This is a genomic window from Streptomyces sp. NBC_00775, assembly GCF_036347135.1.
Taxonomy (GTDB): domain Bacteria; phylum Actinomycetota; class Actinomycetes; order Streptomycetales; family Streptomycetaceae; genus Streptomyces; species Streptomyces lutosisoli.
In genome coordinates this window covers 2,074,001-2,099,529 of the sequence record NZ_CP108938.1, presented here as the reverse complement: position 1 = coordinate 2,099,529, position 25,529 = coordinate 2,074,001, and the positions used below count along the sequence as shown (strand labels likewise).

At 71.6% G+C, this 25,529-nt stretch carries 23 protein-coding genes and 1 pseudogene; 16 read left to right on the top strand and 8 right to left on the bottom strand.

Features of this window, described 5'->3' with window-relative positions; genetic code table 11:
* Positions 1–27 precede the first annotated feature (27 nt).
* Both OIC96_RS09525 and OIC96_RS09520 read left to right on the top strand, forming a co-directional pair.
* On the top strand, positions 28–942 hold the full coding sequence (locus tag OIC96_RS09525; protein WP_330308297.1) for a HipA family kinase: 915 nt from the start codon (positions 28–30) through the stop codon (positions 940–942).
* A gap of 38 nt (positions 943–980) precedes the next feature.
* On the top strand, positions 981–1,262 hold the full coding sequence (locus OIC96_RS09520; RefSeq protein ID WP_327432879.1) for a SelT/SelW/SelH family protein: 282 nt from the start codon (positions 981–983) through the stop codon (positions 1,260–1,262).
* A gap of 12 nt (positions 1,263–1,274) precedes the next feature.
* Here OIC96_RS09520 and aceB read toward each other — a convergent pair whose 3' ends face one another.
* Positions 1,275–2,909, bottom strand: coding sequence for a malate synthase A (gene aceB / locus OIC96_RS09515; RefSeq protein ID WP_330308298.1), 1,635 nt, complete (start codon positions 2,907–2,909; stop codon positions 1,275–1,277).
* Positions 2,910–3,105: 196 nt separating this feature from the next.
* Complete coding sequence (locus OIC96_RS09510; RefSeq protein ID WP_330308299.1) at positions 3,106–3,705, bottom strand: nucleotidyltransferase family protein; 600 nt, start codon at positions 3,703–3,705, stop codon at positions 3,106–3,108.
* A 211-nt stretch (positions 3,706–3,916) separates the two neighbouring features.
* Here OIC96_RS09510 and OIC96_RS09505 point away from each other — a divergent pair, with 211 nt between their 5' ends.
* Entirely contained in the window at positions 3,917–4,231 is a 315-nt protein-coding gene (locus OIC96_RS09505; RefSeq protein WP_330308300.1) for a DUF5955 family protein, read from the top strand.
* Between the two features lie 10 nt (positions 4,232–4,241).
* Here OIC96_RS09505 and OIC96_RS09500 read toward each other — a convergent pair whose 3' ends face one another.
* Both OIC96_RS09500 and OIC96_RS09495 read right to left on the bottom strand, forming a co-directional pair.
* Positions 4,242–4,874: a response regulator transcription factor gene (locus OIC96_RS09500; RefSeq protein WP_327432883.1), complete on the bottom strand. Its 633-nt coding sequence runs from the start codon at positions 4,872–4,874 to the stop codon at positions 4,242–4,244.
* Positions 4,871–6,229, bottom strand: a complete 1,359-nt coding sequence (locus OIC96_RS09495) for a sensor histidine kinase (RefSeq protein ID WP_330308301.1) — start codon at positions 6,227–6,229, stop codon at positions 4,871–4,873. Before OIC96_RS09495 ends, OIC96_RS09500 begins: the two co-directional genes overlap by 4 nt.
* Positions 6,230–6,429: 200 nt before the next feature.
* On the opposite strand from OIC96_RS09495, the gene OIC96_RS09490 reads away from it, so the two are divergent.
* Both OIC96_RS09490 and OIC96_RS09485 read left to right on the top strand, forming a co-directional pair.
* Complete coding sequence (locus tag OIC96_RS09490) at positions 6,430–7,467, top strand: ABC transporter permease (protein WP_330308302.1); 1,038 nt, start codon at positions 6,430–6,432, stop codon at positions 7,465–7,467.
* Positions 7,468–7,498: 31 nt separating this feature from the next.
* Positions 7,499–8,167 (top strand): ABC transporter ATP-binding protein, encoded by a 669-nt coding sequence (locus OIC96_RS09485; protein WP_330310337.1) that lies wholly within the window; start codon positions 7,499–7,501, stop codon positions 8,165–8,167.
* Positions 8,168–8,234: 67 nt separating this feature from the next.
* Here the strand turns inward: OIC96_RS09485 and OIC96_RS09480 are convergent, their stop codons facing one another.
* Positions 8,235–9,038, bottom strand: coding sequence for an IclR family transcriptional regulator (locus OIC96_RS09480; RefSeq protein WP_330308303.1), 804 nt, complete (start codon positions 9,036–9,038; stop codon positions 8,235–8,237).
* 299 nt (positions 9,039–9,337) lie between these two features.
* Between OIC96_RS09480 and allB the strand changes: the two genes are divergently transcribed.
* Together allB and alc are read left to right on the top strand one after the other, a co-directional pair.
* Positions 9,338–10,660, top strand: a complete 1,323-nt coding sequence (allB, locus tag OIC96_RS09475) for an allantoinase AllB (RefSeq protein WP_330310338.1) — start codon at positions 9,338–9,340, stop codon at positions 10,658–10,660.
* A gap of 72 nt (positions 10,661–10,732) precedes the next feature.
* The gene (alc, locus tag OIC96_RS09470) at positions 10,733–11,848 is read left to right on the top strand and encodes an allantoicase (protein WP_330308304.1); all 1,116 of its coding nucleotides are present in this window, start codon (positions 10,733–10,735) and stop codon (positions 11,846–11,848) included.
* Positions 11,849–12,005: 157 nt separating this feature from the next.
* Here alc and OIC96_RS09465 read toward each other — a convergent pair whose 3' ends face one another.
* Positions 12,006–12,755 (bottom strand): SDR family oxidoreductase, encoded by a 750-nt coding sequence (locus tag OIC96_RS09465; protein WP_330308305.1) that lies wholly within the window; start codon positions 12,753–12,755, stop codon positions 12,006–12,008.
* 137 nt (positions 12,756–12,892) lie between these two features.
* On the opposite strand from OIC96_RS09465, the gene OIC96_RS09460 reads away from it, so the two are divergent.
* The 3 genes from OIC96_RS09460 (at position 12,893) to OIC96_RS09450 (ending at position 15,042) form a co-directional block, all read left to right on the top strand.
* On the top strand, positions 12,893–13,501 hold the full coding sequence (locus OIC96_RS09460) for a dihydrofolate reductase family protein (RefSeq protein WP_330308306.1): 609 nt from the start codon (positions 12,893–12,895) through the stop codon (positions 13,499–13,501).
* Positions 13,502–13,657: 156 nt separating this feature from the next.
* Positions 13,658–14,563: a DMT family transporter gene (locus OIC96_RS09455; RefSeq protein WP_330308307.1), complete on the top strand. Its 906-nt coding sequence runs from the start codon at positions 13,658–13,660 to the stop codon at positions 14,561–14,563.
* 86 nt (positions 14,564–14,649) lie between these two features.
* Positions 14,650–15,042: a ribonuclease gene (locus OIC96_RS09450; protein ID WP_330308308.1), complete on the top strand. Its 393-nt coding sequence runs from the start codon at positions 14,650–14,652 to the stop codon at positions 15,040–15,042.
* 92 nt (positions 15,043–15,134) lie between these two features.
* Here OIC96_RS09450 and OIC96_RS09445 read toward each other — a convergent pair.
* A pseudogene (locus OIC96_RS09445) lies at positions 15,135–15,343 on the bottom strand (hypothetical protein).
* A gap of 226 nt (positions 15,344–15,569) precedes the next feature.
* Between OIC96_RS09445 and OIC96_RS09440 the strand changes: the two are divergent.
* Positions 15,570–16,826: a sensor histidine kinase gene (locus OIC96_RS09440; RefSeq protein ID WP_330310339.1), complete on the top strand. Its 1,257-nt coding sequence runs from the start codon at positions 15,570–15,572 to the stop codon at positions 16,824–16,826.
* A gap of 281 nt (positions 16,827–17,107) precedes the next feature.
* On the opposite strand, the gene OIC96_RS09435 is transcribed toward OIC96_RS09440, so the two are convergent.
* Positions 17,108–18,079 (bottom strand): NADPH:quinone reductase, encoded by a 972-nt coding sequence (locus OIC96_RS09435; protein WP_330308309.1) that lies wholly within the window; start codon positions 18,077–18,079, stop codon positions 17,108–17,110.
* A gap of 212 nt (positions 18,080–18,291) precedes the next feature.
* On the opposite strand from OIC96_RS09435, the gene OIC96_RS09430 reads away from it, so the two are divergent.
* The 5 genes from OIC96_RS09430 to OIC96_RS09410 are packed head-to-tail and all read left to right on the top strand — an operon-like array spanning position 18,292 to position 25,170.
* A complete protein-coding gene (locus OIC96_RS09430; protein ID WP_330308310.1) occupies positions 18,292–18,843 on the top strand; it encodes an SRPBCC family protein in 552 nt (183 codons plus the stop codon).
* Between the two features lie 40 nt (positions 18,844–18,883).
* Entirely contained in the window at positions 18,884–20,452 is a 1,569-nt protein-coding gene (locus tag OIC96_RS09425) for a class I adenylate-forming enzyme family protein (protein WP_330308311.1), read from the top strand.
* A gap of 4 nt (positions 20,453–20,456) precedes the next feature.
* Positions 20,457–21,695 (top strand): FAD-dependent monooxygenase, encoded by a 1,239-nt coding sequence (locus OIC96_RS09420; protein WP_330308312.1) that lies wholly within the window; start codon positions 20,457–20,459, stop codon positions 21,693–21,695.
* A complete protein-coding gene (locus OIC96_RS09415; protein WP_330308313.1) occupies positions 21,692–23,671 on the top strand; it encodes an FAD/NAD(P)-binding protein in 1,980 nt (659 codons plus the stop codon). The genes OIC96_RS09420 and OIC96_RS09415 overlap by 4 nt, the downstream gene beginning before the upstream one ends.
* Positions 23,668–25,170: a class-II fumarase/aspartase family protein gene (locus OIC96_RS09410; RefSeq protein WP_330308314.1), complete on the top strand. Its 1,503-nt coding sequence runs from the start codon at positions 23,668–23,670 to the stop codon at positions 25,168–25,170. The genes OIC96_RS09415 and OIC96_RS09410 overlap by 4 nt, the downstream gene beginning before the upstream one ends.
* Positions 25,171–25,529: the final 359 nt, after the last annotated feature.

Sequence of the window (25,529 nt, the reverse complement as noted above, 5' to 3'; positions counted from 1 at the left end):
GCTGCCCGCTGCTTTACGCTGGCCAGTGTGCTGCGCGACGTGACTGCTGTTCGATACGTGAACCCGCTGAGGGCGGGCGGCTCCGTGCCCGGAATCGTCGAGGCCGACGACCTGGGGACGTACGTCGTGAAGTTCACGGGCTCCGCGCAGGGCCGCAAGGCGCTGGTCGCCGAGATCATCGTCGGTGAGCTGGCGCGCGCTCTCGGCCTGCGGTTCCCCGAGCTGGTCCTCGTGCACTTCGACCCGGCGGTCGGCGAGCACGAGCCCCACCAGGAGGTGCAGGACCTCCTGCGGGCCAGCGCCGGACTCAACCTCGGCATGGACTATCTGCCGGGCGCGAAGGACTTCACCCCGGAGATCGCCAAGACGTTCGCCGTCGACCCGCTGGAGGCGGGCAAGGTGATCTGGCTGGACGCCCTCACGGTCAACGTGGACCGCACGGTGCACAGCTCGAACCTGATGATCTGGCCCACCTTCGGCATCGCGCCCCCGCGACTGTGGCTCATCGACCACGGCGCGGCCCTCGTCTTCCACCACCGCTGGGACGCCTCGTCGCCGGAGAAGGCGTACGACTTCCGACGCCACGCGCTGGGCGGCTACACCCCCGACACACGGGCCGCGGACGCCGTACTCGCCCCTCTGGTGACCGAGGAGCTCCTGCGCGCGGTGCTGGCCGAGGTGCCCGACGGGTGGCTCACGGAAGAGCCCGGTTTCGCGACCCCCGACGAGGTCCGCGAGGCCTACGTCGGATATCTGCACGCCCGGGTGCGGGCGTCCGCGGCCTGGCTCCCCACGGACTTCCCCAGCCGGGAGGAGCTCGCCGCCGAGGACGCCCACCGCGCGGCGAAAACCCAGGAAGGCCGGCCGGACTGGCTGAAACGGGTCCCGGACCTGCACGGCAAACCGGCGGCGGAACAGGATTGGTCGGTGCACCTCGGATGACCACGGAGAACACTCGCTCGACCACGGAGAACACTCGCTTGAGCACGGAGAACAGCCACCGCGTCCAGATCGAGTACTGCACCCAGTGCCGCTGGCTGCCCCGCGCCGCCTGGCTCGCCCAGGAGCTCCTCACCACGTTCGAGACCGAGCTGACCGAGCTGTCCCTGAAGCCCGGTACCGGTGGTGTCTTCGTCGTACGCGTCGGCGACGAGGTCGTCTGGGACCGCCGTGAACAGGGCTTCCCGGAGCCCACGGCGGTGAAGAGGCTCGTACGCGACCGAGTGGCCCCGGAAAAGTCCCTGGGCCACTCGGAGAAGTGAGACGGGCTCGGCTCAGCTGGCCAGCTGCTCGTACGCGGGCAGGGTGAGGAAGTCCGCGTAGTCCTCGTCCAGCGCCACCGTGAGCAGCAGGTCGTGCGCCTGCTGCCAGTTGCCCGCCGCGAAGGCCTCCTCGCCGATCTCGGCGCGGATGTTCGCCAGCTCCTCGGCGGCGACCTCGCGGGCCAGCTCCGGAGTGGCCGCCACGGTCTTTCCATCGTGCTCGAAGACGACACCCGCGTTGATCCACTGCCAGATCTGCGAGCGGGAGATCTCGGCGGTCGCCGCGTCCTCCATCAGGTTGAAGATGGCGACCGCGCCGAGGCCGCGCAGCCAGGCCTCGATGTAGCGGATACCGACCTGGACGGCGTTGACCAGACCGTCGTACGTGGGCCTGGCGTCGAGCGAGTCGACGGCGATCAGGTCACCGGCGGCGACCGACACGTCCTCGCGCAGCCGGTCCTTCTGGTTCGGCTTGTCGCCGAGGACGGCGTCGAAGGAGGCCATCGCGATCGGCACCAGGTCCGGGTGCGCGACCCAGGAGCCGTCGAAGCCGTCGCCCGCCTCGCGGTCCTTGTCGGCCTTGACCTTCTCGAAGGCCACCTTGTTGACCTCTTCGTCGCGCCGCGACGGGATGAACGCCGCCATGCCGCCGATCGCGTGCGCGCCGCGCTTGTGGCAGGTGCGGACGAGGAGTTCGGTGTACGCCCGCATGAACGGGGCCGTCATCGTCACCGCGTTGCGGTCCGGCAGCACGAACTTCTGCCCGCCGTCACGGAAGTTCTTGACGATGGAGAAGAGGTAGTCCCAGCGGCCCGCGTTCAGGCCGGCGGCGTGGTCGCGGAGTTCGTAGAGGATCTCCTCCATCTCGTACGCGGCCGTGATCGTCTCGATCAGGACGGTCGCGCGGACGGTGCCCTGCGGGATGCCGACGTAGTCCTGCGCGAAGACGAAGACGTCGTTCCAGAGGCGGGCCTCCAGGTGCGACTCCGTCTTCGGGAGGTAGAAGTACGGGCCCTTGCCGAGGTCGAGCAGGCGCTGCGCGTTGTGGAAGAAGTACAGGCCGAAGTCGACGAGCGCGCCCGGGACGGGCTTGCCGTCCGCGTCGACGAGGTGGCGCTCGTTCAGGTGCCAGCCGCGCGGCCGCATCACCACGGTCGCGAGCTCGTCGTTCGCCTTGAGGGCGTACGACTTGCCGGACTTCGGGTCGGTGAAGTCGATGTTCCGCGTGTACGCGTCGATCAGGTTGAGCTGGCCGGTGACCACGTTCTCCCAGGTGGGCGCCGAGGCGTCCTCGAAGTCCGCGAGCCAGACCTTCGCGCCCGAGTTGAGGGCGTTGATGGTCATCTTGCGGTCGGTGGGGCCGGTGATCTCGACACGGCGGTCGTTCAGGGCGGCCGGAGCGGGGGCCACCTTCCAGGAGTCGTCCGCGCGGATGGCGGCGGTCTCCGGGAGGAAGTCGAGCGTGGAGGTGCGGGCGATCTCGGCGCGGCGCTCCGCGCGGCGGGCGAGGAGCTCGTCACGCCGGGGCGTGAACAGCCGGTGCAGCTCGGCCACGAAGGCGAGGGCCGCGTCGGTGAGGACCTCTTCCTGCCGGGGCAGGGGCTCGGCGTCGACGATGGCCAGCGAGGACGGCGCTGGTGCGGACATGAGCTGTCACTTCCTTCAGCGAGCTGCGTACATACGGCACTGGGTGCCACGGGCACCTGAAGCGGCTGACCGAGCCTGCGAGGCGGTCCAGCCCTTCTGAGCAGTGGATACTAGTTTCCTCATGGTGGAAGTTCAATGGTTTGTTGATATCGAGATTCTCCGGGTCGAGGCAAAGTGGCGCTCGGTGCCACCATGCTTACTCAAGGTGGATCAGATCGCCCTCCGTGTCGATGTCGTACGCCTGCGCCACATCCCCGCACTCGACGAGCGTGATCGCGTCCTCGTGGGCCTTCAGATAGGCGCGTGCCCCCCGGTCGCCCGTCGCGGTCGCCGCGATCCCGGCCCAGTGACCGGCGCCGAAGAGCACCGGATGGCCGCGTTCCCCGTCGTACGCCGCCGCCACGAGCGACAGCGGAGACTCGTACGCGGCCAGGACCCGGGCCACCGCCTCCCGCCCGATCCCGGGCTGATCGACGAGCGACACCAGCGCGGCCGGCGCCCCCGTGCCCGCCAGCGAGTCGAGCCCCGCCCGCAGCGAGGAACCCATCCCCTCCTCCCACTCGGGGTTGTCCACGAGGACACACCCGGGCAGCGAGGCCCGCTGTCGTACGACTTCGGCCTGGGCGCCCAGGACCACGTGCACGCGGGTGCAGCCGCCGGCGCGCAGGACCGCGACCGCGTGTTCGACAAGGGGCCGCCCCCGGTGGGACAGCAGTGCCTTGGGGCGCCCCCCGAGGCGCCGACCGCCGCCGGCCGCCAACAACAGCCCGGCCACCTGGTCTTTGTTCTCCGTCATGTCCCCTGCATACCCGACCCGGCCCGGGCGCGCCCCGGAACCCGGGCAGGCCCTGTGGTGTCCATGGGCTGAATTTCGGTCCGCGGAGTGGCGCCCGGCGCGCAGGTAGGCGTTTACTGGCCCGCGTCCCCCGGCGCCCGACCACCGCCATGGGGCGCTGGGGCGGACGTACGAGAGATGGGCGCACAACGGCGTGCGAGGGGGGAGAGCTGTGTTGCGGAGCTTGGGGCAGAGGCCAGTGACCGGCAGCGACGAGGACCCGAGGGTGGCGGAACTGCGTACCGCCGTCTCCCGGCTGCGCCGTGAACTCGCCGCGCATCCCGCCGAGTTCCCCGACCGGGGCATCGCCGAGGACGAACTCGCGGCGCTGGCCGCCATGGCCGTCAGCGGCATCCCCGAGATCCCCCGGCTGCGCCGCTCCCTGCTCCTGATCGCGGGCGCGATCGGCTCGGTCAGCGCCCTGGCGACGAGCCTCGGCCACGTCCGCAGCGCGGTGGAACTGTTCGGGGAACCGCCGCGCCGCTGACCGCCCGGCTCTAGCCTCTCCGCCGGATGACGCCCCGCTCGGTGGCCACCGCCACCGCCGCCGTGCGCGAGTCCACGCCCAGCTTGGCGTAGATGTGCACCAGGTGGGACTTCACCGTCGCCTGGCTCAGAAACAGACGCTTGCTGATCTGCTGGTTGGACAGGCCGTCCTTGACGAGTTCGAGCACTTCCAGTTCGCGGCGGCTCAGGGCGGCGGCCGGGGTGCGCATGCGGTCCATCAGGCGGTCGGCGACCGTGGGGGCGAGGGCCGAGTGGCCCGAGGCGGCGGTGCGCACCGCCGCGGAGAGCTCCTCGGGCGGGGCGTCCTTGAGGAGGTAGCCCGCCGCGCCCGCCTCGACCGCGGCCAGGATGTCCGCGTCGGTGTCGTACGTGGTCAGCACCAGGACGCGGGGTGCGCCGGCGCGAGCCGTGATCGCCGCCGTGGCCTCCGCGCCGTGCATACCGGGACCGAACTGCAGGTCCATGAGGACGACGTCGACGCCACCCGCCCCGGCGCGTTCGACCGCGGCCTCCGCCGTCGGTGCCTCCGCGACGATCTCGAAGTCCGGCTCGGCCGACAGGACGGCGCGCAGTCCGGCGCGTACGACGGGATGGTCGTCCGCGAGCAGCAGGCGGATGGTCATGCCCGGCTCCCGGCGGCACGCACGGGCGGGAGCCGGTCCGTGCCGGCGGACCGAGGAATCCGGTCCGCGTCGGCAGGCTGAGCAGTCCGGTCCGTGTCGGCAGGCTGAGCAGTTCGGTCCGTGTCGGCCGGCTGCCGGGCAAGCCGGCTGGTGTCGGCCGGCCGAGGAACCCGCTCCCCGGCGACGGGCAGCGGGAGCGTGACCGCCACCGCCGTGCCCTGCCCGGGCGCCGACTCGACGGCGAACGTCCCGCCCAGCGACTCCGCGCGCGTGCGCATCGCGGGCAGACCGAAACCGCCGTCCTCCCGGGCCCCCTCCGGGCGTACGGCGTCGGGGGCGAAGCCGACCCCGTCGTCCACGACGTCCAGGGCGACCGCCGTGTCCATGAAGCTGAGCGTGATCTCGGCGCGGCCGGCGCGCGCGTGCCGCAGTGTGTTGCCGAGCGCCGACTGGGCGATCCGCAGGAGGGCCACCTCGTACGGGGTCGGGAGTTCGGCCGGGGGGCCGCTCACCGAGAAGCGGATCGTCGGGGCGTCGACGGCGCGCGACCGGCACAGCCGCTCCAGGGCTCCGGCGAGCGAGCCGTGTTCCAGGTCGGGCGGGGTCAGGGCGCGGACGAAGCGGCGGGCCTCGGCGAGGTTGTCCTGGGCGGTCGAGCGGGCCTGTTCGATGTGCGGGGCCGCCGGGGAGTCCGCGGGCAGCAGGCGCTGGGCGGCGCGCAGCAGGAGCTGGATGCTGGACAGGCCCTGCGCGAGGGTGTCGTGGATCTCGTGGGCGAGCCGCTCCCGCTCGGCGAGCGTGCCCGCGGTGCGCTCGGCGTCGGCCAGCTCGGCACGGGTGGCGATGAGCTCCTCGATGAGCTCGCGGCGGCGCTCGCTCTCGCGGTACAGCGCCTCGTATCCGAGCACCGTGGCGACCGCTACCGCCGCCCCGAGGAGCGGGCCGATGAACGCGCCCGGCGTGGGGTGCGAGCCGTGCGCCAGGAAGCTCGCGATGGCCGCCGCGGCCGTCAGGGCGACCGCGGGCAGGCGCCCGCGCACGGGCAGCAGGTGCAACTGCAGGAAGTAGAGGGGGAACGCCGCCCACAGGCCGTCCGGCGAGAGGGTGAGGAGCACCAGCCAGCTCGCGCTCAGGGCGGCCAGCCACACCGCCGCCGCACCCCGTGAGCGGTGCACCGCCGGGGTGCAGACGCCCGCCGCGAACACCGTGCCCATGCCCAGGACCGACAGGACGACGGCCAGGGGGTGCGCGCTGTCCCCGGCACGGACCGCGGCCAGCACGAGAAGCCCCGCGAGCAGTGCGTACAGGCACAGGCGCAGGGTGGCGACGACGGGGGAGCGGCGGAGGACGTCCATGGTCGTTCCAGGGTAGGCGGACGCGAGCGGGCCCCGGTCAACCGAAAGTTTGAAAGAGGGCCCCGTACTTCGGCGGCGCGGGGTCCGCCCATCGGTGTCCCCGACTCCCCCATGCGACGACACGGCCTCCCTCCTTCGATTCGGGTGAACCGTGCCGTGGCGCGATGCCCCGGACGCCACCCGGGCCGCAGGGTGGGGGCATGTTCGTCGCATGGAGAGACCTCCGGTTCGCCAAGGGGCGGTTCACCCTCATGGGGGCCGTGGTCGTGTTGATCACCCTGCTCGTGGGGCTGCTGTCCGGGCTGACCGCCGGGCTCGCCAAGGAGAACACCTCGGCGGTCACCGGCCTGCCCGCCGACCACCTCGCCTTCGCCGCGCCGCCGGACGGCCAGTCGGTGTCCTTCACCAACTCGGCGGTCCGCGCGCGGGCGTGGCGGACATGGGCCCAGCGGCCGGGCGTCACCTCGGCGGAGCCGATCGGCATCCGCACGCTGAACGCGGCCGCCGGGGACCGTACGGCCGCGGTGTCGACGTTCGCCGTGCGGCCGGACTCCGGGATCGCCCCGCACGGCGTCGGCCCCGGCCGGATCGTGCTCTCGGAGAAGGCCGCCGCCGAGCTCCGCGTCGGAGCCGGAGACCGGGTACGGCTCGGCGGCTCCGAGCGGACCGTCGCGGCGGTCTCCGGCGACGCCTCGTACAGCCATACGCCGGTGGTGTGGACCGCCCTGTCCGGCGAAGCCACCGTGGTCGCCCTGCGCACCGACGGCGCCGACCTCGCGGCGGGCGACCGGGCCGCGGGCACCAGGACCCTCACCAAGGACGACGCCCGCACCGCCATCGGCTCCTACCGGGCGGAGAACGGCTCGCTCCAGCTGATGCGCGGCTTCCTCTTCGTCATCTCGGCGCTCGTCATAGGGGCGTTCTTCACGGTGTGGACGATCCAGCGGTCCGGCGACATCGCCGTGCTGAAGGCGCTGGGCGCCTCCACGCCGTATCTGCTGCGGGACGCGCTCGGCCAGGCGGTGCTGATGCTCACCGCCGGGACGCTCCTAGGCACCGGACTCGCCACCGCGATCGGCGGGCTGGTGCGGGGCGGCGACGTGCCGTTCGTCCTCGACGCGCCGACCGTCCTCGGGCCCGCCGCCGTGATGATCGCCCTCGGGGCGCTCGGCGCGGGCCTGTCCATCCGGCGGATCACCGCCGTCGACCCGCTGACCGCACTGGGGAGTGCCCGATGATCACACCGGAACGTGCCCGATGAGCCTGTCCTTGTGTCTGTCCCTGGCCGACGTCACCCTCACCTATCCGGACGGCGACGGACGGCTGACCGCCCTCGACCGGGTCGGCCTCGACGTCCCGGCCGGGACCATGACGGCGATCGTCGGCCCGTCCGGCTCCGGCAAGTCCAGTCTGCTCGCGGTCGCCGCGACCCTGGTCGCGCCGGACCGCGGACGCGTCCTCGTCGGCGGTACGGAGACGGGGACGCTGAGCCCCGCCGAACGGGCCGTGCTGCGGCGGCGTGAGATCGGCATCGTCTTCCAGCAGCCGAACCTGCTGCCCTCGCTGACGGCGCTGGAGCAGCTCCAGGTGATGGGCCACCTGGACGGACGGCGCCAAGTGGCGGACCGGGCGAGGGAGTTGCTGGCGGCGGTGGGGCTCGCCGACCTGGCGCACCGGCGTCCGCACCAGCTCTCCGGCGGTCAACGGCAGCGCGTGAACATCGCCCGCGCGCTGGTCAACGAACCGTCCGTGCTCCTCGTCGACGAACCGACCAGCGCGCTCGACCACGAGCGGGGCGCGGCCGTCCTCGACCTGCTGGCCCGGCTCACCCGCGAGCGTGCCACGGCCACCGTCCTCGTCACGCACGACCGCGCCCACCTCGGGGAGGCGGACGCGGTACGGGAGATGGCGGACGGGCGGCTTCGGGTACTCGTCTGATCAGGTCCGGGGCGCTGTGAGGGACGGGTCCGGCCTGGCCCCGAGGCGCTGTGCGGTACGGGCCCGATCAGGCCCCGGTGCCCGAGCTGGCCAGTGCCACCGACAGTTCTTCCGCGACCTGCTGCAGCACGGGCACGATCTTCTCGGTGGCCGCCTCGGTGACACGGCCGGCGGGCCCGGAGATCGAGATGGCGGCGGCGGTGGGGGAGTCGGGCACGGAGACGGCCAGGCAGCGGACGCCGATCTCCTGCTCGTTGTCGTCGACCGCGTAGCCGAGCCGGCGTACCTCGTCGAGCGCGGCGAGGAAGCCGTCCGGCGTGGTGATCGTCTTCTCCGTCGCGGCGGGCATGCCGGTACGGCCCAGCAGCGCGCGCACCTCGGCGTCCGGGGTGTGGGCGAGCAGTGCCTTGCCCACACCGGTGGAGTGCGGCAGCACGCGGCGGCCCACCTCGGTGAACATGCGCATGGAGTGCTTGGACGGCACCTGTGCGACGTAGACGATCTCGTCCCCGTCGAGCAGCGCCATGTTCGCGGTCTCGCCGGTCTCCTCGACGAGGCGTGCGAGGTAGGGGCGGGCCCAGGTGCCGAGCAGCCGGGAGGCGGATTCGCCGAGCCGGATCAGCCGGGGGCCGAGCGCGTACCGCCGGTTGGGCTGCTGACGTACATAACCGCAGACCACCAGCGTGCGCATGAGCCGGTGGATGGTGGGCAGCGGCAGCCCACTGCTCGCGGAGAGCTCGCTCAGGCCGACCTCGCCACCGGCGTCCGCCATACGCTCGAGCAGGTCGAAGGCGCGCTCGAGGGACTGGACGCCGCCACTTGGGGCGGGGGTCTTGGCGGCGTCTGTGGTGCTGGCGCTGGACGGCGGCACGAGGCGGTCCTTTCACGACTGGCAGGCGGTGATGCAGCCTACCTGTGACTCGGTTGACTCCTGGGTGGTGCGTAGCTACGTTCTGCTTGCTGGAATTCTACTTCCGCTTTGTGGAAACATCCAGAGGGGGCGCGTTGGGGGGAGAGTGGAGAGGTGAGCCCTTGACGGCGCGAGGGCCGGAGTGAAGACTCCTTCAACAGAACGTTGAATTTCGTTACGTGGAAGTAAACCCGCGGTATCGGGAGTCAACAGCGGCAGAGAGAGGGGTCCGGGTGTCCGACGTCGGATTGGTCGAACTGATGCTGCGCTCGACGCGCGTCATCACTCCCGAAGGGACGCGCGCCGCATCCGTCGCGGTCGCCGCGGGGAAGATCGCGGCGGTGCTCGCGCACGACGCCGAGGTACCGGCCGGTGCCCGTCTGGAGGACTTCGGCGACGACGTCCTGCTGCCCGGCCTCGTCGACACCCACGTGCATGTGAACGACCCGGGCCGCACGGAGTGGGAGGGCTTCTGGACGGCGACGCGCGCCGCGGCGGCGGGTGGCATCACCACGCTCGTCGACATGCCGCTCAACTCCCTCCCGCCGACGACGACGGTCGACAACCTCCGTACCAAGAAGGACGTCGCCCGCTCCAAGGCGCACATCGACGTCGGCTTCTGGGGCGGCGCGCTGCCCGACAACGTCAAGGACCTGCGGCCGCTGCACGACGCGGGCGTCTTCGGCTTCAAGGCGTTCCTGTCCCCGTCGGGCGTGGACGAGTTCCCGGAGCTCGACCAGGAGCAACTCGCCCAGTCCCTCGCCGAGATCGCCGGCTTCGGCGGCCTGCTGATCGTGCACGCCGAGGACCCGCACCACCTCGCCGCCGCCCCGCAGAAGGGCGGCCAGAAGTATGCCGACTTCCTCGCCTCGCGCCCCCGTGACGCCGAGGACACCGCCATCGAGAACCTCATCGCCCAGGCCAAGCGCCTCAACGCGCGCGTGCACGTGCTGCACCTGTCGTCCAGCGACGCGCTGCCGCTGATCGCCGCCGCGAAGGCCGAGGGCGTACGGCTCACGGTGGAGACCTGCCCGCACTACCTCACGCTCACCGCGGAGGAAGTCCCGGACGGCGCCAGCGAGTTCAAGTGCTGCCCGCCCATCCGTGAGTCCGCCAACCAGGACCTGTTGTGGCAGGCGCTCGCCGACGGCACCATCGACTGCGTCGTCACCGACCACTCGCCGTCCACGGCCGACCTGAAGACCGACGACTTCGCGACCGCGTGGGGCGGCATCTCCGGCCTCCAGCTCAGCCTGTCCGCCGTCTGGACCGAGGCCCGCAAGCGTGGATACGGCCTTGAGGACGTCGTCCGCTGGATGTCCTCCCGCACGGCACGGCTGGTCGGCCTCGACGATCGCAAGGGAGCCATCGAGGCGGGCCGCGACGCCGACTTCGCGGTCCTCGCGCCCGACGAGACCTTCACCGTGGACCCCGCCGCGCTCCAGCACCGCAACCGGGTCACGGCGTACGCGGGCAAGACCCTCAGCGGCGTCGTCAAGTCCACCTGGCTGCGCGGCGAACGCATCGTGGCCGAGGGCGAGTTCGGCGAGCCGACCGGTCAACTCCTGTCCCGCCACCCGTAGTCCCTGCCCCCCCGTAGCCCCTGAATGCCCCGCACCCGCAGCGGCCGACCCTCGAAAGGCAGATCGATCATCGTGACGGCGATACCTCACTTCACCGGCGACGCGAACCCCTACGGAGGCGGCGACCCGTACGCGGACTACCGCACCGCCGACTTCCCCTTCACCCAGTACGCCAACCTCGCCGACCGGCAGCTCGGCGCCGGTGTCATCGCCGCCAACGACGAGTTCTTCGCCCAGCGCGAGAACCTTCTCCTGCCCGGGGCCGCCGAGTTCGACCCGGAGCACTTCGGCCACAAGGGCAAGATCATGGACGGCTGGGAGACCCGGCGGCGCCGTGGCGTCTCGGCCGAGCACCCGTGGCCGACGGCCGAGGACCACGACTGGGCGCTGGTCCGGCTGGGCGCGCCCGGCGTCATCCGCGGGATCGTGATCGACACGGCCCACTTCCGTGGCAACTACCCGCAGGCGGTGTCGGTCGAGGGTGTCTCGGTCGCCGGCTCCCCCTCGCCGGAGGAGCTGCACGCGGACGACGTCAAGTGGACGACGCTCGTGCCGCGCACGGCGGTCGGCGGGCACGCGGCGAACGGTTTCGCCGTCTCCGTCGAGCAGCGCTTCACGCATCTGCGTGTCAACCAGCACCCCGACGGGGGTGTCGCCCGGCTGCGCGTGTACGGCGAGGTCGTGCCCGACCCGAAGTGGCTGTCCGTGCTCGGCACCTTCGACGTGGTCGCCCTGGAGAACGGTGGCCAGGTGGAGGACGCCTCCAACCTCTTCTACTCGCCCGCCACGAACACCATTCAGCCGGGGCGCTCCCGCAAGATGGACGACGGCTGGGAGACGCGTCGGCGTCGGGACCAGGGGAACGACTGGATTCGGTACCAGCTCGTGGCGCAGTCCGAGATCCGTGCGATCGAGATCGACACGGCGTATCTGAAGGGCAACTCGGCGGGCTGGGCGTCGGTGTCCGTCAAGAACGGCGACGACGCCGACTGGACCGAGATCCTTCCCCGGACCCGCCTGCAGCCCGACACCAACCACCGCTTCACCCTCGCCGCGCCCGCCACCGCCACCCACGCGCGCGTCGACATCTTCCCGGACGGCGGCATCTCCCGACTCCACCTGTTCGGCTCCCTGACGCCGGAGGGCACGTCCCACCTGTCCTCCCGCCACCAGGAACTCGGCGGCTGACAAGCGTTCCCCGCGCCCCTTTTAGGGGCGCGGGGAACTGCGCGAGCAACCCCCACCCACCCGCAGACGACTGTGGCGCAATCTTTGAGGGGGGTCTGGGGGTGCAGCCCCCAGGGATGGGACGGGTAAGGGCGGCGGGGGCGAGAACAACCCGGCTCTACGCCGCGTGCCCCCCGTCCACCGAGAACTCCGCCCCGGTGACGTACCCCGCCTCCACCCCCGCCAGATACGCCACCAACGACGCCACGTCATCCACCGCACCGAACCGCCCCAGCGCAGTCATCGAAGCCTGACCCGCCGCATACGGCCCACCCGCCGGATTCATGTCCGTGTCGATCGGCCCGGGATGGACGATGTTCGCGGTGATCCCCCGATCCCCCAGCTCCCGCGCCAGCGCCTTCGTGAGGCCGATCAGGGCGGACTTGCTGGTCGCGTAGAGGGTTCCGCCGGGCCCGGGCACTCGCTGTGTCATGCAGGTGCCGACCGTGACGATCCGCCCGCCGCGGTCCATGCGGGAGGCAGCCGCCTGGGACGCGAGGAAGACACCGCGTACGTTCACGGCGAGGACCCGGTCGACATCGGCGAGAGAGAGGCTGTCCAGCGGGGCGAGCACACCTACGCCCACGTTGTTCACGAGGACGTCGAGGCCGCCCAGCTCCTCCGCCGCGCGCCGCACGGCACCGGCGGCCTCCTCCGGCTCCGCGGAGTCCGCCCGCAGAGCCACCCCGCGCCGCCCGAGCGCCTCGACGGCGCGCACGACGTCGTCCGCGTCCTCCTTGCCGCGCACGTACGTGACGGCCACATCCGCGCCCTCCCGGGCGAGCCGTACCGCCGTCGCCGCCCCGATACCGCGGCTCCCGCCAGTCACCAGGGCCACTTTGCCGTTCATGGTTCGTTGTGAGGTCATGCGTCCATCTCAGCCGCCGCGGCACCGAGATACTGGCGGCGAACGGACACCGCGTTCCGGTGGACCGATGAGTTGCGGGTGCCCATGGGGTCTGCCCTGATGACAGCAGACCCCACCGAAGGAAGAAGGCACCCTCCATGGGCAAGCTCATCCTCACGAGTTTCGTCACCCTCGACGGCGTCATGCAGGCCCCGGGCGGTCCCGAGGAGGACCCGAGCGGCGGCTTCGAGCACGGCGGCTGGAGCGTTCCGTACGGGGACGAGGAGTTCGGACGCTTCATCACCGGTGTCATCTCCCGCGCGGACTCCTTCCTGCTGGGCCGGCGGACGTACGAGATCTTCGCGGGCTACTGGCCGAAAGTCACCGACCCGGACAACCCGATCGCCTCCCAGCTGAACTCCCTGCCCAAGTACGTCGCTTCGTCGAGCCTCACGCACGCCGACTGGAACGGTACGACGGTGATCGCCGGCGAGCTGGGCAAGGAGGTCACCTCCCTCAAGGAGCGCATCGACGGCGAACTCCAGGTCCACGGCAGCGGTGCCCTCGCCCAGTCCCTGTTCGCGCTCGGCCTGGTCGACACCCTGCACCTGCTGACCTTCCCGGTCGTACTCGGCACCGGCCGCCGCCTCTTCGGTGAGGGCGCCGTCCCCACCGCGTTCCGGCACGCCCGGGGCAGCATCACGAGCGCGGGCGTCGCCCTCCACACGTACGAGCGGGAGGGCCGCCCCACGTACGGGAGCTACTGAGCGCTGCCGGGGAAGTGCGGGCGCGTTCGCGGAACCGCTCAGCGGAAGAAAAGGGTGTAGCCCTCATCCACCCCCGCCTGTACGGTGATCGTCCCCCGTGGGAGCGCCGACGTCTCCGCGCTGCCTGTCCTGCGACAACCGCTGGAGACCGCTCCCATGTCCTCGATCGCCGTACCCGGCGCGCTCGCGCCCCGCCGTGCCTGGCTCACCGACCTGCCCGTGCTGCTCGTGGCGGTGGTGTGGGGTGCGAGCTATCTCGCCGCCAAGGACATCACCACCGCACGGACGGTGATCGCCGTGCTGGTGCTGCGCTTCGCGATCGTGCTGCCGGTGCTGGTGACGGCGGGATGGCGGTCGCTGCGGGCCCTGACGGCAGCGCAGTGGCGCGGGGCCGGAGTGCTCGGGCTCATCCTGAGCGGGATCTTCCTCCTGGAGACGTACGGCGTCGTCCACACCTCGGCGACCAACGCCGGCCTCATCATCAGCCTCACCATGATCTTCACGCCGCTCGCCGAAGCGGCGGTGACCCGTGTCCGGCCCTCGCGCGCGTTCCTCGCCGCGGCCGGTGTCTCCGTGCTCGGCGTCGTGCTGCTCACCCAGGGCGGCGGCTTCACCCGCCCCTCGCAGGGCGATCTGCTGATGCTCCTCGCGGCCCTCGTCCGGACCGTGCACGTGCTAGCCATGTCCCGTATCAAGTCCGTCCAGGGCGCCGACGCGCTGTCGCTCACCACTGCCCAACTGGGCGCCGCCGTGGCGGTGTTCGCCGTACTGTGCACCGGCTCCGACGCCACGCCGTGGAGCACGGCCGCGGGTTTCGGCGCGCGGGAGTGGGCCGGACTGCTCTTCCTCTCGGCGTTCTGCACGCTGTTCGCCTTCTTCGTGCAGATGTGGGCGGTACGCCGGACCTCGCCGTCCCGGGTCAGCCTGCTGCTCGGCACCGAGCCTCTGTGGGCCGCCGCCGCGGGGATCGCCCTCGGCGGTGAACGCCTTGGCGCATTGGGGCTGATGGGCGGCGTACTCGTCCTCGCGGGGACCGCGTGGGGACGCCGGTCGGCAGGTTAACTCCCGGAAAACTCATCGGACTTGGCGGGAGAAAACCCTTACCTTGACATTGACATGCCAGGGTCTACGCGCGTCATTCTATGTCCATGAGATTCCCCCCACGAACCACCCGCATCGGCGCTCTTGTCGCCCTCATGTCCGCCCTGCTCATCGGCGGCACCGCCGTGGTACCGGCCAACGCGGCGGCGACTGCCGTGGGCAGCATCTGTTACAGCGCGCTGCCGTCACAGGCGTACGACACGCTGGACCTGATCGATTCGGGAGGTCCCTTCCCGTACTCGCAGGACGGGGTCGTCTTCCAGAACCGGGAGGGCGTCCTGCCCTCCCAGTCCACCGGCTACTACCACGAGTACACGGTCATCACGCCCGGCTCCTCGACGCGTGGTGCCCGTCGCATCGTGACCGGTCAGAAGACGCAGGAGGACTACTACACCTCGGACCACTACGTCACCTTCAAGCTGATCAACTTCAGCTGCTGATCCGCTGCGATCGGCTCCTGATCGGCTCCTGATCGGATGGTGACCCGCCGGTGGTCCACCGGTGACCGGTCCGCCGGAAGCCCGGTCCGCGTTCAGCCGGGCTTCCGGCTCCCGGCGGCGGCGAACAGCGCGAACGCCAGTACGAGAAGTGCGACGCTCGCGCAGCTCTCGTAGCCGTCGAGGAAACCGAGCCGCTCTGCACGAGCCCCCACCCGTGCGGTCGGCCGGTGATCCCGTGCACCAGGCCCAGGGCGCCCTGAACCAGGGCGACACAACCGAACAGCTCCAGCATCCGCTTCATGTCATGGCCCTCGCCCCGCGGCTCCCCCACGTTCATCGGCCGCGGGGTGAGGCATGTCCGGCCGAAGTCGCGGGTCGTCGCGACGGGGCGGGACGAAAGTCTGAAGTGGTGCGACTTTGGTCGGCGATCCCGGTCGCGGGGAGGTGGCGGCGGGCGCGGCTGCGTAGATTTGTCGACCGTGAGTGGTGACCATCCGGCGCGTGAGACGGCGTCTTCGGCGGAGGGACTGGCCAGGCGGCCGGTGCCCGCTGGGCAGGCCCTGCCCGGGCGGCGATGGCTGCTGCCCTCGGCCGTGGTCGCCGAGCTGGACCCCGACGCCGAACACGCGGGCCGGGGCGGGCGGCCACGGCGCACCGTGCGCGACTGGTTCGTCGACTTCGGATGCTTCCTGCTGGCCGTCGTCATCGGGCTGGCGGCCGCGAACACGCTGAACCACGACCCGAACACCCCGCACGGTCTCGCCGTCGCCGACCAGTGGCTCGGCGCGCTCGCCTGCGCGGCGGTCTGGCTGCGGCGGCGCCGGCCGCTGGGGCTCGCGGTGGCGATGGTCTCGGTCGGGCTGGTCTCGAACACCGCGGGCGGCGCGGCCATGGTGGCTCTGTTCACGCTCGCCGTGCACCGGCCCTTCAAGTACGTGGGATGGCTCGCCGGTGTCTCGCTCGCGCTGACCCCGCTGTTCTTCTGGCTGCGCCCCGACCCCGACCTGTCGTACGCCGCCGCGGTCGCCGTCACCGCGCTGCTCACCGCGACGGTGGTCGGCTGGGGCATGTTCGTACGGTCCAAGCGCCAGCTCATGCTGAGTCTGCGGGACCGGGCGCGGCGGGCCGAGACGGAGGCGGAGCTGCGGGCCGAGCAGGCGCAGCGGCTCGCCCGCGAGGCCATCGCGCGCGAGATGCACGACGTGCTCGCGCATCGGCTCACCCTGCTGAGCGTGCACGCGGGGGCGCTGGAGTTCCGGCCGGACGCGCCGCGCGAGGAGGTCGCACGGGCGGCCGGGGTGATCCGGGAGAGCGCGCACGAGGCGTTGCAGGATCTGCGGGAGATCATCGGGGTGTTGCGGGCGGGGGACTCCGACGATGCGGGGCGGCCGCAGCCGACGCTCGGCGGGCTCGACGGGCTGGTCGCCGAGTCCCGCTCGGCCGGTATGAAGGTCGTCCTCGACAACCGTGTCGCCGATCCGGCCGTCGTTCCCGCGTCCGTTGGGCGTACCGCGTACCGGATCGCTCAGGAGGGGCTGACGAACGCGCGTAAGCACGCGCCGGGGGCCGAGGTCACGGTGACGCTCCGCGGGGCGCCCGGGGACGGCCTGACGGTGTCCGTCCACAATCCCGCGCCGCCGGGGGACGTTCCCCATGTCCCCGGGTCGGGGCAGGGGCTCATTGGGCTTACGGAGCGGGCGACGTTGGCGGGGGGCTGGTTGGAGCACGGGGGTGAGGGGGACGGGGGGTTTCTGGTCCGGGCGTGGCTGCCGTGGGGTGGGTGACGGCGGGATTTTCGCCCCCGCCGCCCCTACCCGTCCCATCCCGTTCCTGGGGGCTGCGCCCCCAGACCCCCCTAAAAGATTGCGCAGTTCCCCGCGCCCCTAAAGAACTGGGGGCGGGCGGGGGATCGCGGGGCGCAGCCCCGCGCCGTTAGGGGCGCGGGGAACTGCGCGACCAGCCCCCACCCACCCGCACCCGACACGCAACCGAACGGGGTCGAAGGGGCGGAGCCCCTGGGGATGGGACGGGTAGGGGCGGCGGGGGCGAGGAACCCGGCGGCGGTTCAGGAGTTGGTGTGCAGGACGATCCGTTTGCCGTGGAGTTCACCGCGTTCCATGCGGTGGTGGACGTCCGCGGCGGTGCTGAGGGGCAGCGGCTCCATGGCGCGGGGGTGCAACAGGCCCCGGGACAGCAGGTCGTTGATGGTGGTCGCCGCCGAGGCGAGTTCCGAGGGGGTGGCGTGGGATATGGCGAAGCCCCGCACGGAGGCGTCCTTCATGTAGAGGGGGCCGACCGGGAGGACGGGTTCGTCCTTGGCGCCGGCCAGCAGGACGATGCGGCCGCGGTGGGCGAGGAGGGCGACGGCGGAGGTGAGGTCGTTGCGGCCGGAGGTGTCGACGTGGACGTCGACTCCGGCGGGGGCCAGCTCCGCGAGGCGGCGAGTGAGGTCGAGGTCGCGGTAGTCCACGATCTCGGCCGCCCCCAGACTCCGGCAGTAGTCGTGGTCGCGAGCCGCCGCCGTCGCGATCACACGGGCACCCGCGCGCACCGCGAGGACCACCAGCGCGGCGCCCACGTTGCCCGCGGCCCCGGCGACCAGGACCGTCTCGCCCGGGCACAGACCGCCGTGGGTGAACAGGGCGAGATACGCGGTGGCGGCCGGGTGGACCACGGCCACCGCGATCTCGGGAGCCACGCCCGGCGGGAGCCGGTAGAGCCGGTCCACCGGCACCACCGCCTGCTCGGCCGCCGCCCCCTGACGGCCGCCGTGGCCGAGGCTGTTGCACCACACCGCGTCGCCGACGGCGAACCCGCCCCCGGGCGACGCGACCGTGCCCACCAGGTCGCGGCCTATGACGAAGGGGAACTCCAGCGGCGTACGGAAGACCCCTGAACGGACAAAGGTGTCCACGGGGTTGACCGTGGTGGCCCGTACGTCGACGAGGACCTCGTCGGGACCCGGCACGGGTGCGGCGAGCTGTCCGTAGCGAATGACGTCGGGTGGGCCGAGCTGTTCGGCATAGGCGGCACGCATGGCCCTGGATTCTTCCACCGGGGGAGGGCACTCGCGCGAAGCCCACGCATTCTTCGTCAAGTCCCGAGCCTCAAGCTCCAAGTCCCGCAGAAACGGTGACCGTTGGACTTGACGGACCCTCACAGGCCTTTTTGCTCACGCCTTCCAGCCGGCGCAGCATTCCGGCATCAGCGGAAAACACCGGGAGTGACAAGACCGTGGGTGACAAGACCGTGAGTGAAAACGTCGTTGAGGAAAGCTCTCTGTTCAAGGTCGCGGCCGACGTGCACATCGACGCCACGCCCCTTCAGGTCTACTCCGTCGTCAGCGACCTCGGCCGCAGCGGCGACTGGAGCGAGGAGTGTGTCGGCGGGGAGTGGGTGGAGGGCGAAGCCGCCACCGTGGGTGCCGTCTTCCGCGGTGACAACCACCGTGACGAGGACGTGGTCGCGTGGGCCCCCGTCGTGCGCGGTGCGTGGAGCACCCGTTCCGAGGTGGTCGCGGCCGAGGCCGGCGTCACCTTCTCCTGGGCGATCCAGGACTCGACGGGGCGGAAGCAGGAGAGCGTCTGGACCTTCGACATCGAGGCCGAGGGCGGCGGCAGCCGACTGGTCCATCACTTCAGGATGGGCGCCCCGACGGAGGGAATCCGGGGGATCACCGCGGAGATGGACGCGGAGCGGAAGCAGGCGTTCTTCGCCGACTGGGGAGCCAAGCTGGAAAAGGATCTGGCGGCGACCGTGGAGCGCATCAAGGACGTCATCGAAAGCGAATTCAAGAGCTGAATTCCGAGCCTGTGAAGCCTGGGTAGGAGAGGGCGAGCACGTGTTGCTGCAACGGATAGGAAACCGGGGAATCCGGCTCGGGACGCTCTTCGAGCGAGCGGCCGCCCGGCACCCCGCGAACATACTGATTCTCGACCATGATCTCGACATCGCGCCCGGCCTCGGCCGCCGCGCCACGGTCGCCGAAGTCGCCGACCTGGTCGACGACTTCGCGTCCCGGCTGTGGGCGGCACGGGTCAGGCCCGGCGACCGCGTGGTCATCTACAAGTCCGACGGATTCGACATCACCCTGCTGGCGTGTGCCACGGCCCGTGTCGGCGCCGTACCGGTGCTGCTGTCACCCAAGCTCGACGGGGAGACGGTCACCGAGCTGGTGCGGCGCACCGACCGGCCGTATCTCGTGACCGACCAGGCGAAGCTGGAGCAGGAGCTGCCCGGCTCGGTGGTCGGGCTGGCGTCCGGAGTGCTGCTGACCTCCGGCAGCCACCCTGCCGCCACCGCGCTGAGCGAGTTCGAGGGAGTCGAGCGCGTCGCCGCGGTGACCATGCCGCCCGAGCACCCGGCGCTCATCACGCACACGTCGGGCACCACCGGCACACCGAAGCTCGCCGTGCACACCGGGCGGACCCTGCAGGCGCGTTACCGGCCCCAGGCCTCCGTCGTCACGCCGCTCATCCGGGGGCGCGAGACGATCGCCATGCATGTGTCGTTCGTGCACTCCCGGCTGTTCACGGCGCTCGCGATCTCACTGCATCGCGGATTTCCCATCGTCGTACTCGCCGATTCCGACCCCGCTCATGTGGGGGAACTTTTCGCGCGGCTGCGGCCGGGAATTCTGGAGGCCCATCCCAACTCCTTCATGAAATGGGAGGAGTTGGCGGACGACCCGCGCCGGCCCCTGTCCAACGTCAAGCTCTACAGCAGTACGTTCGACGCCATCCACCCGCGGACCGTACAGCGGCTGCTGGGTGCGACGGACCGCCGGGCGGCCGTCTTCGGGCAGCTGTACGGGCAGAGCGAGATCGGGCCGGCCGTCGCGCGCTCCTTCAGCAGGCGGCGGGCCGCGGAGGCCGACGGGCGCTGTGTGGGGATGCCCTTCCCCGGTATGACGGACGTACGGGTCGTCAGCCGCAACGGGCAGCCGCCGTCCAAGGACAATCCCGGGTTCATCGAGGTGAAGAGCGACGGCCGCATCGTCACCTATCTCGGCGAACAGGCGCGTTACGACAAGCAGTTGTCGGAGGGCGGCTGGTGGCGCATGGGAGACGTGGGCTACCGCACCAAGTGGGGCTGTCTGCATCTGCTGGACCGCGAGGTCGACGTCATCGAGGGCTTCGGCTCCACGCTGGCCGCCGAGGACCGGCTGTTCGCCCGGCTCGACGACCTCGCCGAGGTCATCATCATCCCCGGCGCGGACGGCAGGGCCGTACCCGTGGTGTGCACCAAGGACGACGTACCGCTGGATCTCGAAGCGTGGCGGGCCGCGGCCGAGGGGCTGCCGGCCATGGCCGATCCCGTGCAGTGGCGGCTCGCCGATCTGCCGCAGACGGCCACCACGAAGATCAAGCGCCTGGAACTGGCCCGCGTGCTCACGAACCAGGGTGGGTGACGACATGATCAGGACAGTCATCACCGGCGGAGGCATCGGCGGGCTCGCCACCGCGCTCGCCCTGGCACAGCGCGGCCACCGGGCCGTCGTCCTGGAACGGGCGCCGGAGTTCGCCGAGATCGGCGCCGGCATCCAGCTGGCGCCCAACGGAATCCACGCCCTGGACCGGCTGGGCGTCGGCGGCGCGGCGCGCGCCCTGGCCGTCCGCATGGACGAACTGCGGTTCATGGACGGCGTGAGCGGCGAGCACGTGACCAGCCTGCCGCTCACCGAGGAGTACCGGCGCAGGTTCCGCAACCCCTATGTCGTCGTGCACCGGGCCGAGCTGCACGCCCTGCTGCTCGGCGCGTGCCGGGCCTTCGACACCATCGAACTGCGCGGCGGCAGCGCCGTCACCGGCTACGAACAAGGACGTACGAGCGCCTCCGCCGTGCTGGAAAGCGGTGAACGGGTCTCGGGCGACGCGCTGATCGGCGCCGACGGCATCAACTCCGCCGTCCGCGCCCAGCTCGTCGGCGACGGCGACCCGCGCGTCTCCGGGATCACCGTGTACCGCGCGGTCATCCCCATGGAGCGGGTGCCCGAGGAACTGCGCCGCAACACCTCCGTGGTGTGGTGGACGGGCCCCGGCTGCCACTTCGTGCACTATCCGATCGCCGGCGGCAAGCACCTCAACCTCGCGGGCAGCAAGGACGACGGCGGTACCCGTGCCTTCGCGGGCGTGCCGGCCGAAAAGGCCCATGTACGACGGCAGTTCGGCGCCCTCGGGCCGGACGCGCAGCGCCTCGTCGAGCTGGGCGAGGGCTGGCGGTCCTGGATGCTCGTGGACCGCGACCCGGTCGACACCTGGACCGACGGCCGCGTCACGCTCCTCGGCGACGCCGCCCACCCGATGCTGCACTACGCGGCCCAGGGCGCCTGCCAGGCCCTCGAAGACGCCGTCCACCTCGGCGACCTGCTGGAGGAGGGCAGCGGGGACGACGTGTCCCAGCGCTTCGAGAAGTACACCGCCGACCGCCGTGAGCGCACCGCCGCGATCCAGCTCGCCGCGCGCGAGAGCACCCAACTGTGGCACCCCTCCGGCGGTGCCGCGCTCGCCAGGAACGCACTCCTGTCCAAGCTCACCCCCGGCCAACTGCACGACCAAGTGGCCTGGATGCACGGTGCCCGGGACTTCGGCGCGACCACACCCGCACCGGCCTACCTCTCGACCCACCCGAATCTGAATGGAGTTCAGGAATGAGCAGCAGCCGTCTCCAGGTCGCCATCGTGGGCGCCGGACCGCGCGGTCTGTCCGTACTGGAGCGCCTGTGCGCGGGCGAGCGCAAGCGGCCCACGCACACGGACGTCACCGTGCACGTCGTGGACCCGTCCCCGGCCGGTGCCGGAGCGGTCTGGCGCGCCCAGCAGTCCCGGCATCTGCTCACCAACACGGTGGCCTCGCAGATCACCGTCTACACGGACGACAGCGCGCAGATCGAGGGCCCCATCGAGCCCGGGCCGAGCCTGTACGAATGGGCCCAGGGCCTGTCCCTGCTCGGCCAGTTCGGCGGCTACGACAACGACACCCTTGAGGAGGCCGAACGCCTCGGCCCCGACTCGTACCCCAGCCGCGCCTTCTACGGCCGCTATCTGCACGACGCGTTCAAGCGGGTTGTCGCCCGCGCCCCGAAGCACGTCACCGTGACGGTGCACTCCTCCCGCGCGGTGGCCATGGCCGACACGCACGGCGTCCCCGGCGGTCCGCAGGGCCTGCGCCTGGAGGACGGCACCCGGCTGAACCAGCTCGACGCGATCATCCTGGCGCAGGGTCACCTGCCGGCGCGCCTCACCCCGCGCGAGGCCCGCACCGCGAGCCTGGCCCGGATCCACTACCTGACCTACATCACGCCCTGCAACCCGGCCGACGCCGACCTCAGTTCCGTCGCCCCCGGCCAGAACGTTCTGATCCGCGGACTCGGCCTCAACTTCTTCGACCACATGGCCCTCTTCACCCTGGGCCGCGGCGGCAGCTTCGCCGAGGAGGACGGCAAGCTCGTCTACCACCCCTCGGGCCGCGAGCCCAAGCTGTACGCCTTCTCGCGGCGCGGCGTCCCGTACCACGCGCGCGGCGAGAACGAGAAGGGCGCGTACGGGCGTTACTACCCGAAACTGCTCACCGGCCAGTACATCGAGGACCTGCGCAAGCGCTCAGAGGACGGCGAACGCGTCAACTTCACCGCCGACCTGTGGCCGTACATCTCCCGTGAGGTGGAGAGCGTCTACTACGGAACGCTGCTCTCCGCGAAGGGCCGCGACGCCGACCGTGAGGCACTGGTGAGCGCCTACCTCGCCCTGGGGGAGGGCGAGAGCCCGGACGCGCTGCTCGACTCGTACGGCATCGACAGCGGCGAGCGCTGGGACTGGGAGAAGCTCTCCCGGCCCTACGGCAAGCGGAAGTTCGCCGACCGCGAGGACTTCCAGGAGTGGCTGGTCGGCTATCTGCGCCAGGACGTGGTGGAGGCCCGTTCGGGCAACGTCAGCGGACCGCTCAAGGCGGCCCTCGACGTCCTGCGCGACCTGCGCAACGAGATCCGGCTCGCCGTCGACCACGGCGGCCTGGAGGGCAACTCGCACCGCGACGACCTGGAGGGCTGGTACACGCCCCTCAACGCCTTCCTCTCCATCGGCCCGCCCGCCGCCCGCATCGAGCAGATGGTCGCGCTCATCGAGGCCGGCGTCCTGGAGATCACCGGCCCTGGCACCCAGGTCCGCCTGGACACCCTCAACCAGGTCTTCGTCGCCGACTCGACCTCCGTACCCGGTAAGCCGATCCGCGCCACCGCACTGATCGAGGCGCGGCTGCCCGAGCCCGACATCCGGCGCACCGACGACCCGCTGCTCAGCCACCTGATCAACACAGAGCAGGCGGGCCCGTTCCGGATCGACGGCTCCTGCGGCACGAGTTACGAGACCGGCGGCCTCGCCGTTACCGAGCGGCCCAACCGGCTCCTCGACGCCCGGGGGCGGGCGCACCCGCGCCGGTTCGCCTACGGCGTGCCCACCGAGTCCGTGCACTGGGTGACCGCGGCCGGTATCCGGCCCGGCGTCGACTCGGTGACCCTGGGCGACTCCGACGCGATCGCCCGCGCCGTCCTCGGACTGCCCCCGGCCGCCCAAGTACCCGCCGGGGTACGGCCGGTGACCGACGACACCGATCTGACAGGAGTGATCGTGTGACCCACGCACTGGACGCACACCAGGAGACGGACGTGCTGACCGACTCGGGTCTGCTGTCCCCCGTGCGTGCCGGTACCCCCGTCGAGGCGGCCGTCTGCGACCGGGCATGGCTTCAGGCCATGCTCGACGCGGAGGCCGCCTTGGCCCGTGCCCAGGCACGGCTCGGGACGGTGCCGAAGCCCGCGGCGGACATCATCACCCGGGCGGCACGCGCCGACCGCTTCGACGCACGCGCCCTCGCGCTGGCCTCCCGGGAGACCGCCAACCCCGTGGTCGGCCTGGTGCAGGCGCTCACCCGGGCCGTCGCGGCCCAGGACGAGGGCGCGGCGGAGTACGTACACCGGGGCTCCACCAGCCAGGACGTCCTGGACACCGGGGCGATGCTGGTCACCGCCAGGGCGCTGCGGCTGCTGCGCGCCGACCTGACCCGGATCGCCGACGCGCTGGGCGCCCTGGCCCTGGAGCACCGCGACACCCTGATGGCGGGCCGGACGCTGGCCCTCCAGGCCGTGCCGACGACCTTCGGGCTCAAGGCGGCGGGGTGGCGCGAGCTGGTCCTCGACGCCGTACGGCGGGTCGAGCGGGTGCTCGACGGAGGGCTGCCGGTGTCGCTGGGGGGTGCTGCGGGGACCCTGGCGGGTTATCTGGAGTACGCGGCGATCGCCGGCGCGGAGGGTATGGGCACGGTCGGTGACGTACGCCTGAACGGTGACGACGGTGTCGTCGGTGACTTCGGCGTGGATGGTGTGGCCGGCGATGCGGGCGACTATCTCGACCGGCTCGTCGAGGCGTTCGCCGCCGAGACGGGGCTCGCGCCGGCCGTGCTGCCCTGGCACGCGCTGCGCACGCCGATCGCGGACGTCGCCTCGGTGCTGGCCTTCACGGCCGGTGCGCTGGGGAAGATCGCGGTGGACGTGCAGTCGCTGACCCGGACGGAGGTCGGCGAGGTCACCGAGCCGACGGTGGCCGGCCGTGGCAGTTCGTCGGCGATGCCGCACAAGCGCAACCCGGTGCTCGCCACGCTGATGCGTGCCGCCGCGCTCCAAGTCCCGGTGATGGCCGCCGGGTTGACGCAGTGTCTGCTCTCCGAGGACGAGCGCTCCGCCGGTGCCTGGCATGCCGAGTGGCAGCTTCTGCGGGAGTGCCTGCGGCTGGTGGGCGGCTCTGCCCATACGGCTGTGGAGCTGGCCAAGGGGCTGGTGGTCAACCCCTGGCGCATGCGGGAGAACCTTGCGCACAGTGGGGCTCAGATCGTGTCCGAGCGCATCGCCGCCGTGCTCGCGCCGTGGCTGGGCAAGGTGCGGGCGAAGCAGGTGCTGACCGATGCGGTGGGGGTTGTGCGCGAGAGTGGGCGGGGGTTGCCCGAGGTGCTTGCGGAGGAGCCGTCGGTTGCTCGGCTCCTCAGTGCCGCGGAGTTGGTGGTGCTGTGCGATCCGGCCGGGTACACGGGGGGTGCGGGCCCTCTGGTCGACCGGGCGCTGCGTTCGTGGGCCGCGTAGACCGAGTTCGTACGGAGCGATGGATCCGCTCTCCCCGGTGCGCTGGGGGAGCGGATCCTTTTTGTTCGCCCCCGCCGCCCCTACCCGTCCCATCCTCCAGGGGCTCTGCCCCTTCGACCCCGTTCGGTTGTGTGTCGGGTGTGGGTGGGTGGGGGCTGGTGCAAAAGATTGCGCAGTTCCCCGCGCCCCTTAAAGGCGCCTGGGGCGGGCCGGCGGTTGTTTAGGGGCGCGGGGAACTGCGCGAGCAACCCCCGCCGGCCCGCAGACGACTGTCTCTTCAGGGGCGCGGGGAACTGCGCAATCTTTTAGGGGGGTCTGGGGGCGCAGCCCCCAGGGATGGGACGGGTAGGGGCGGCGGG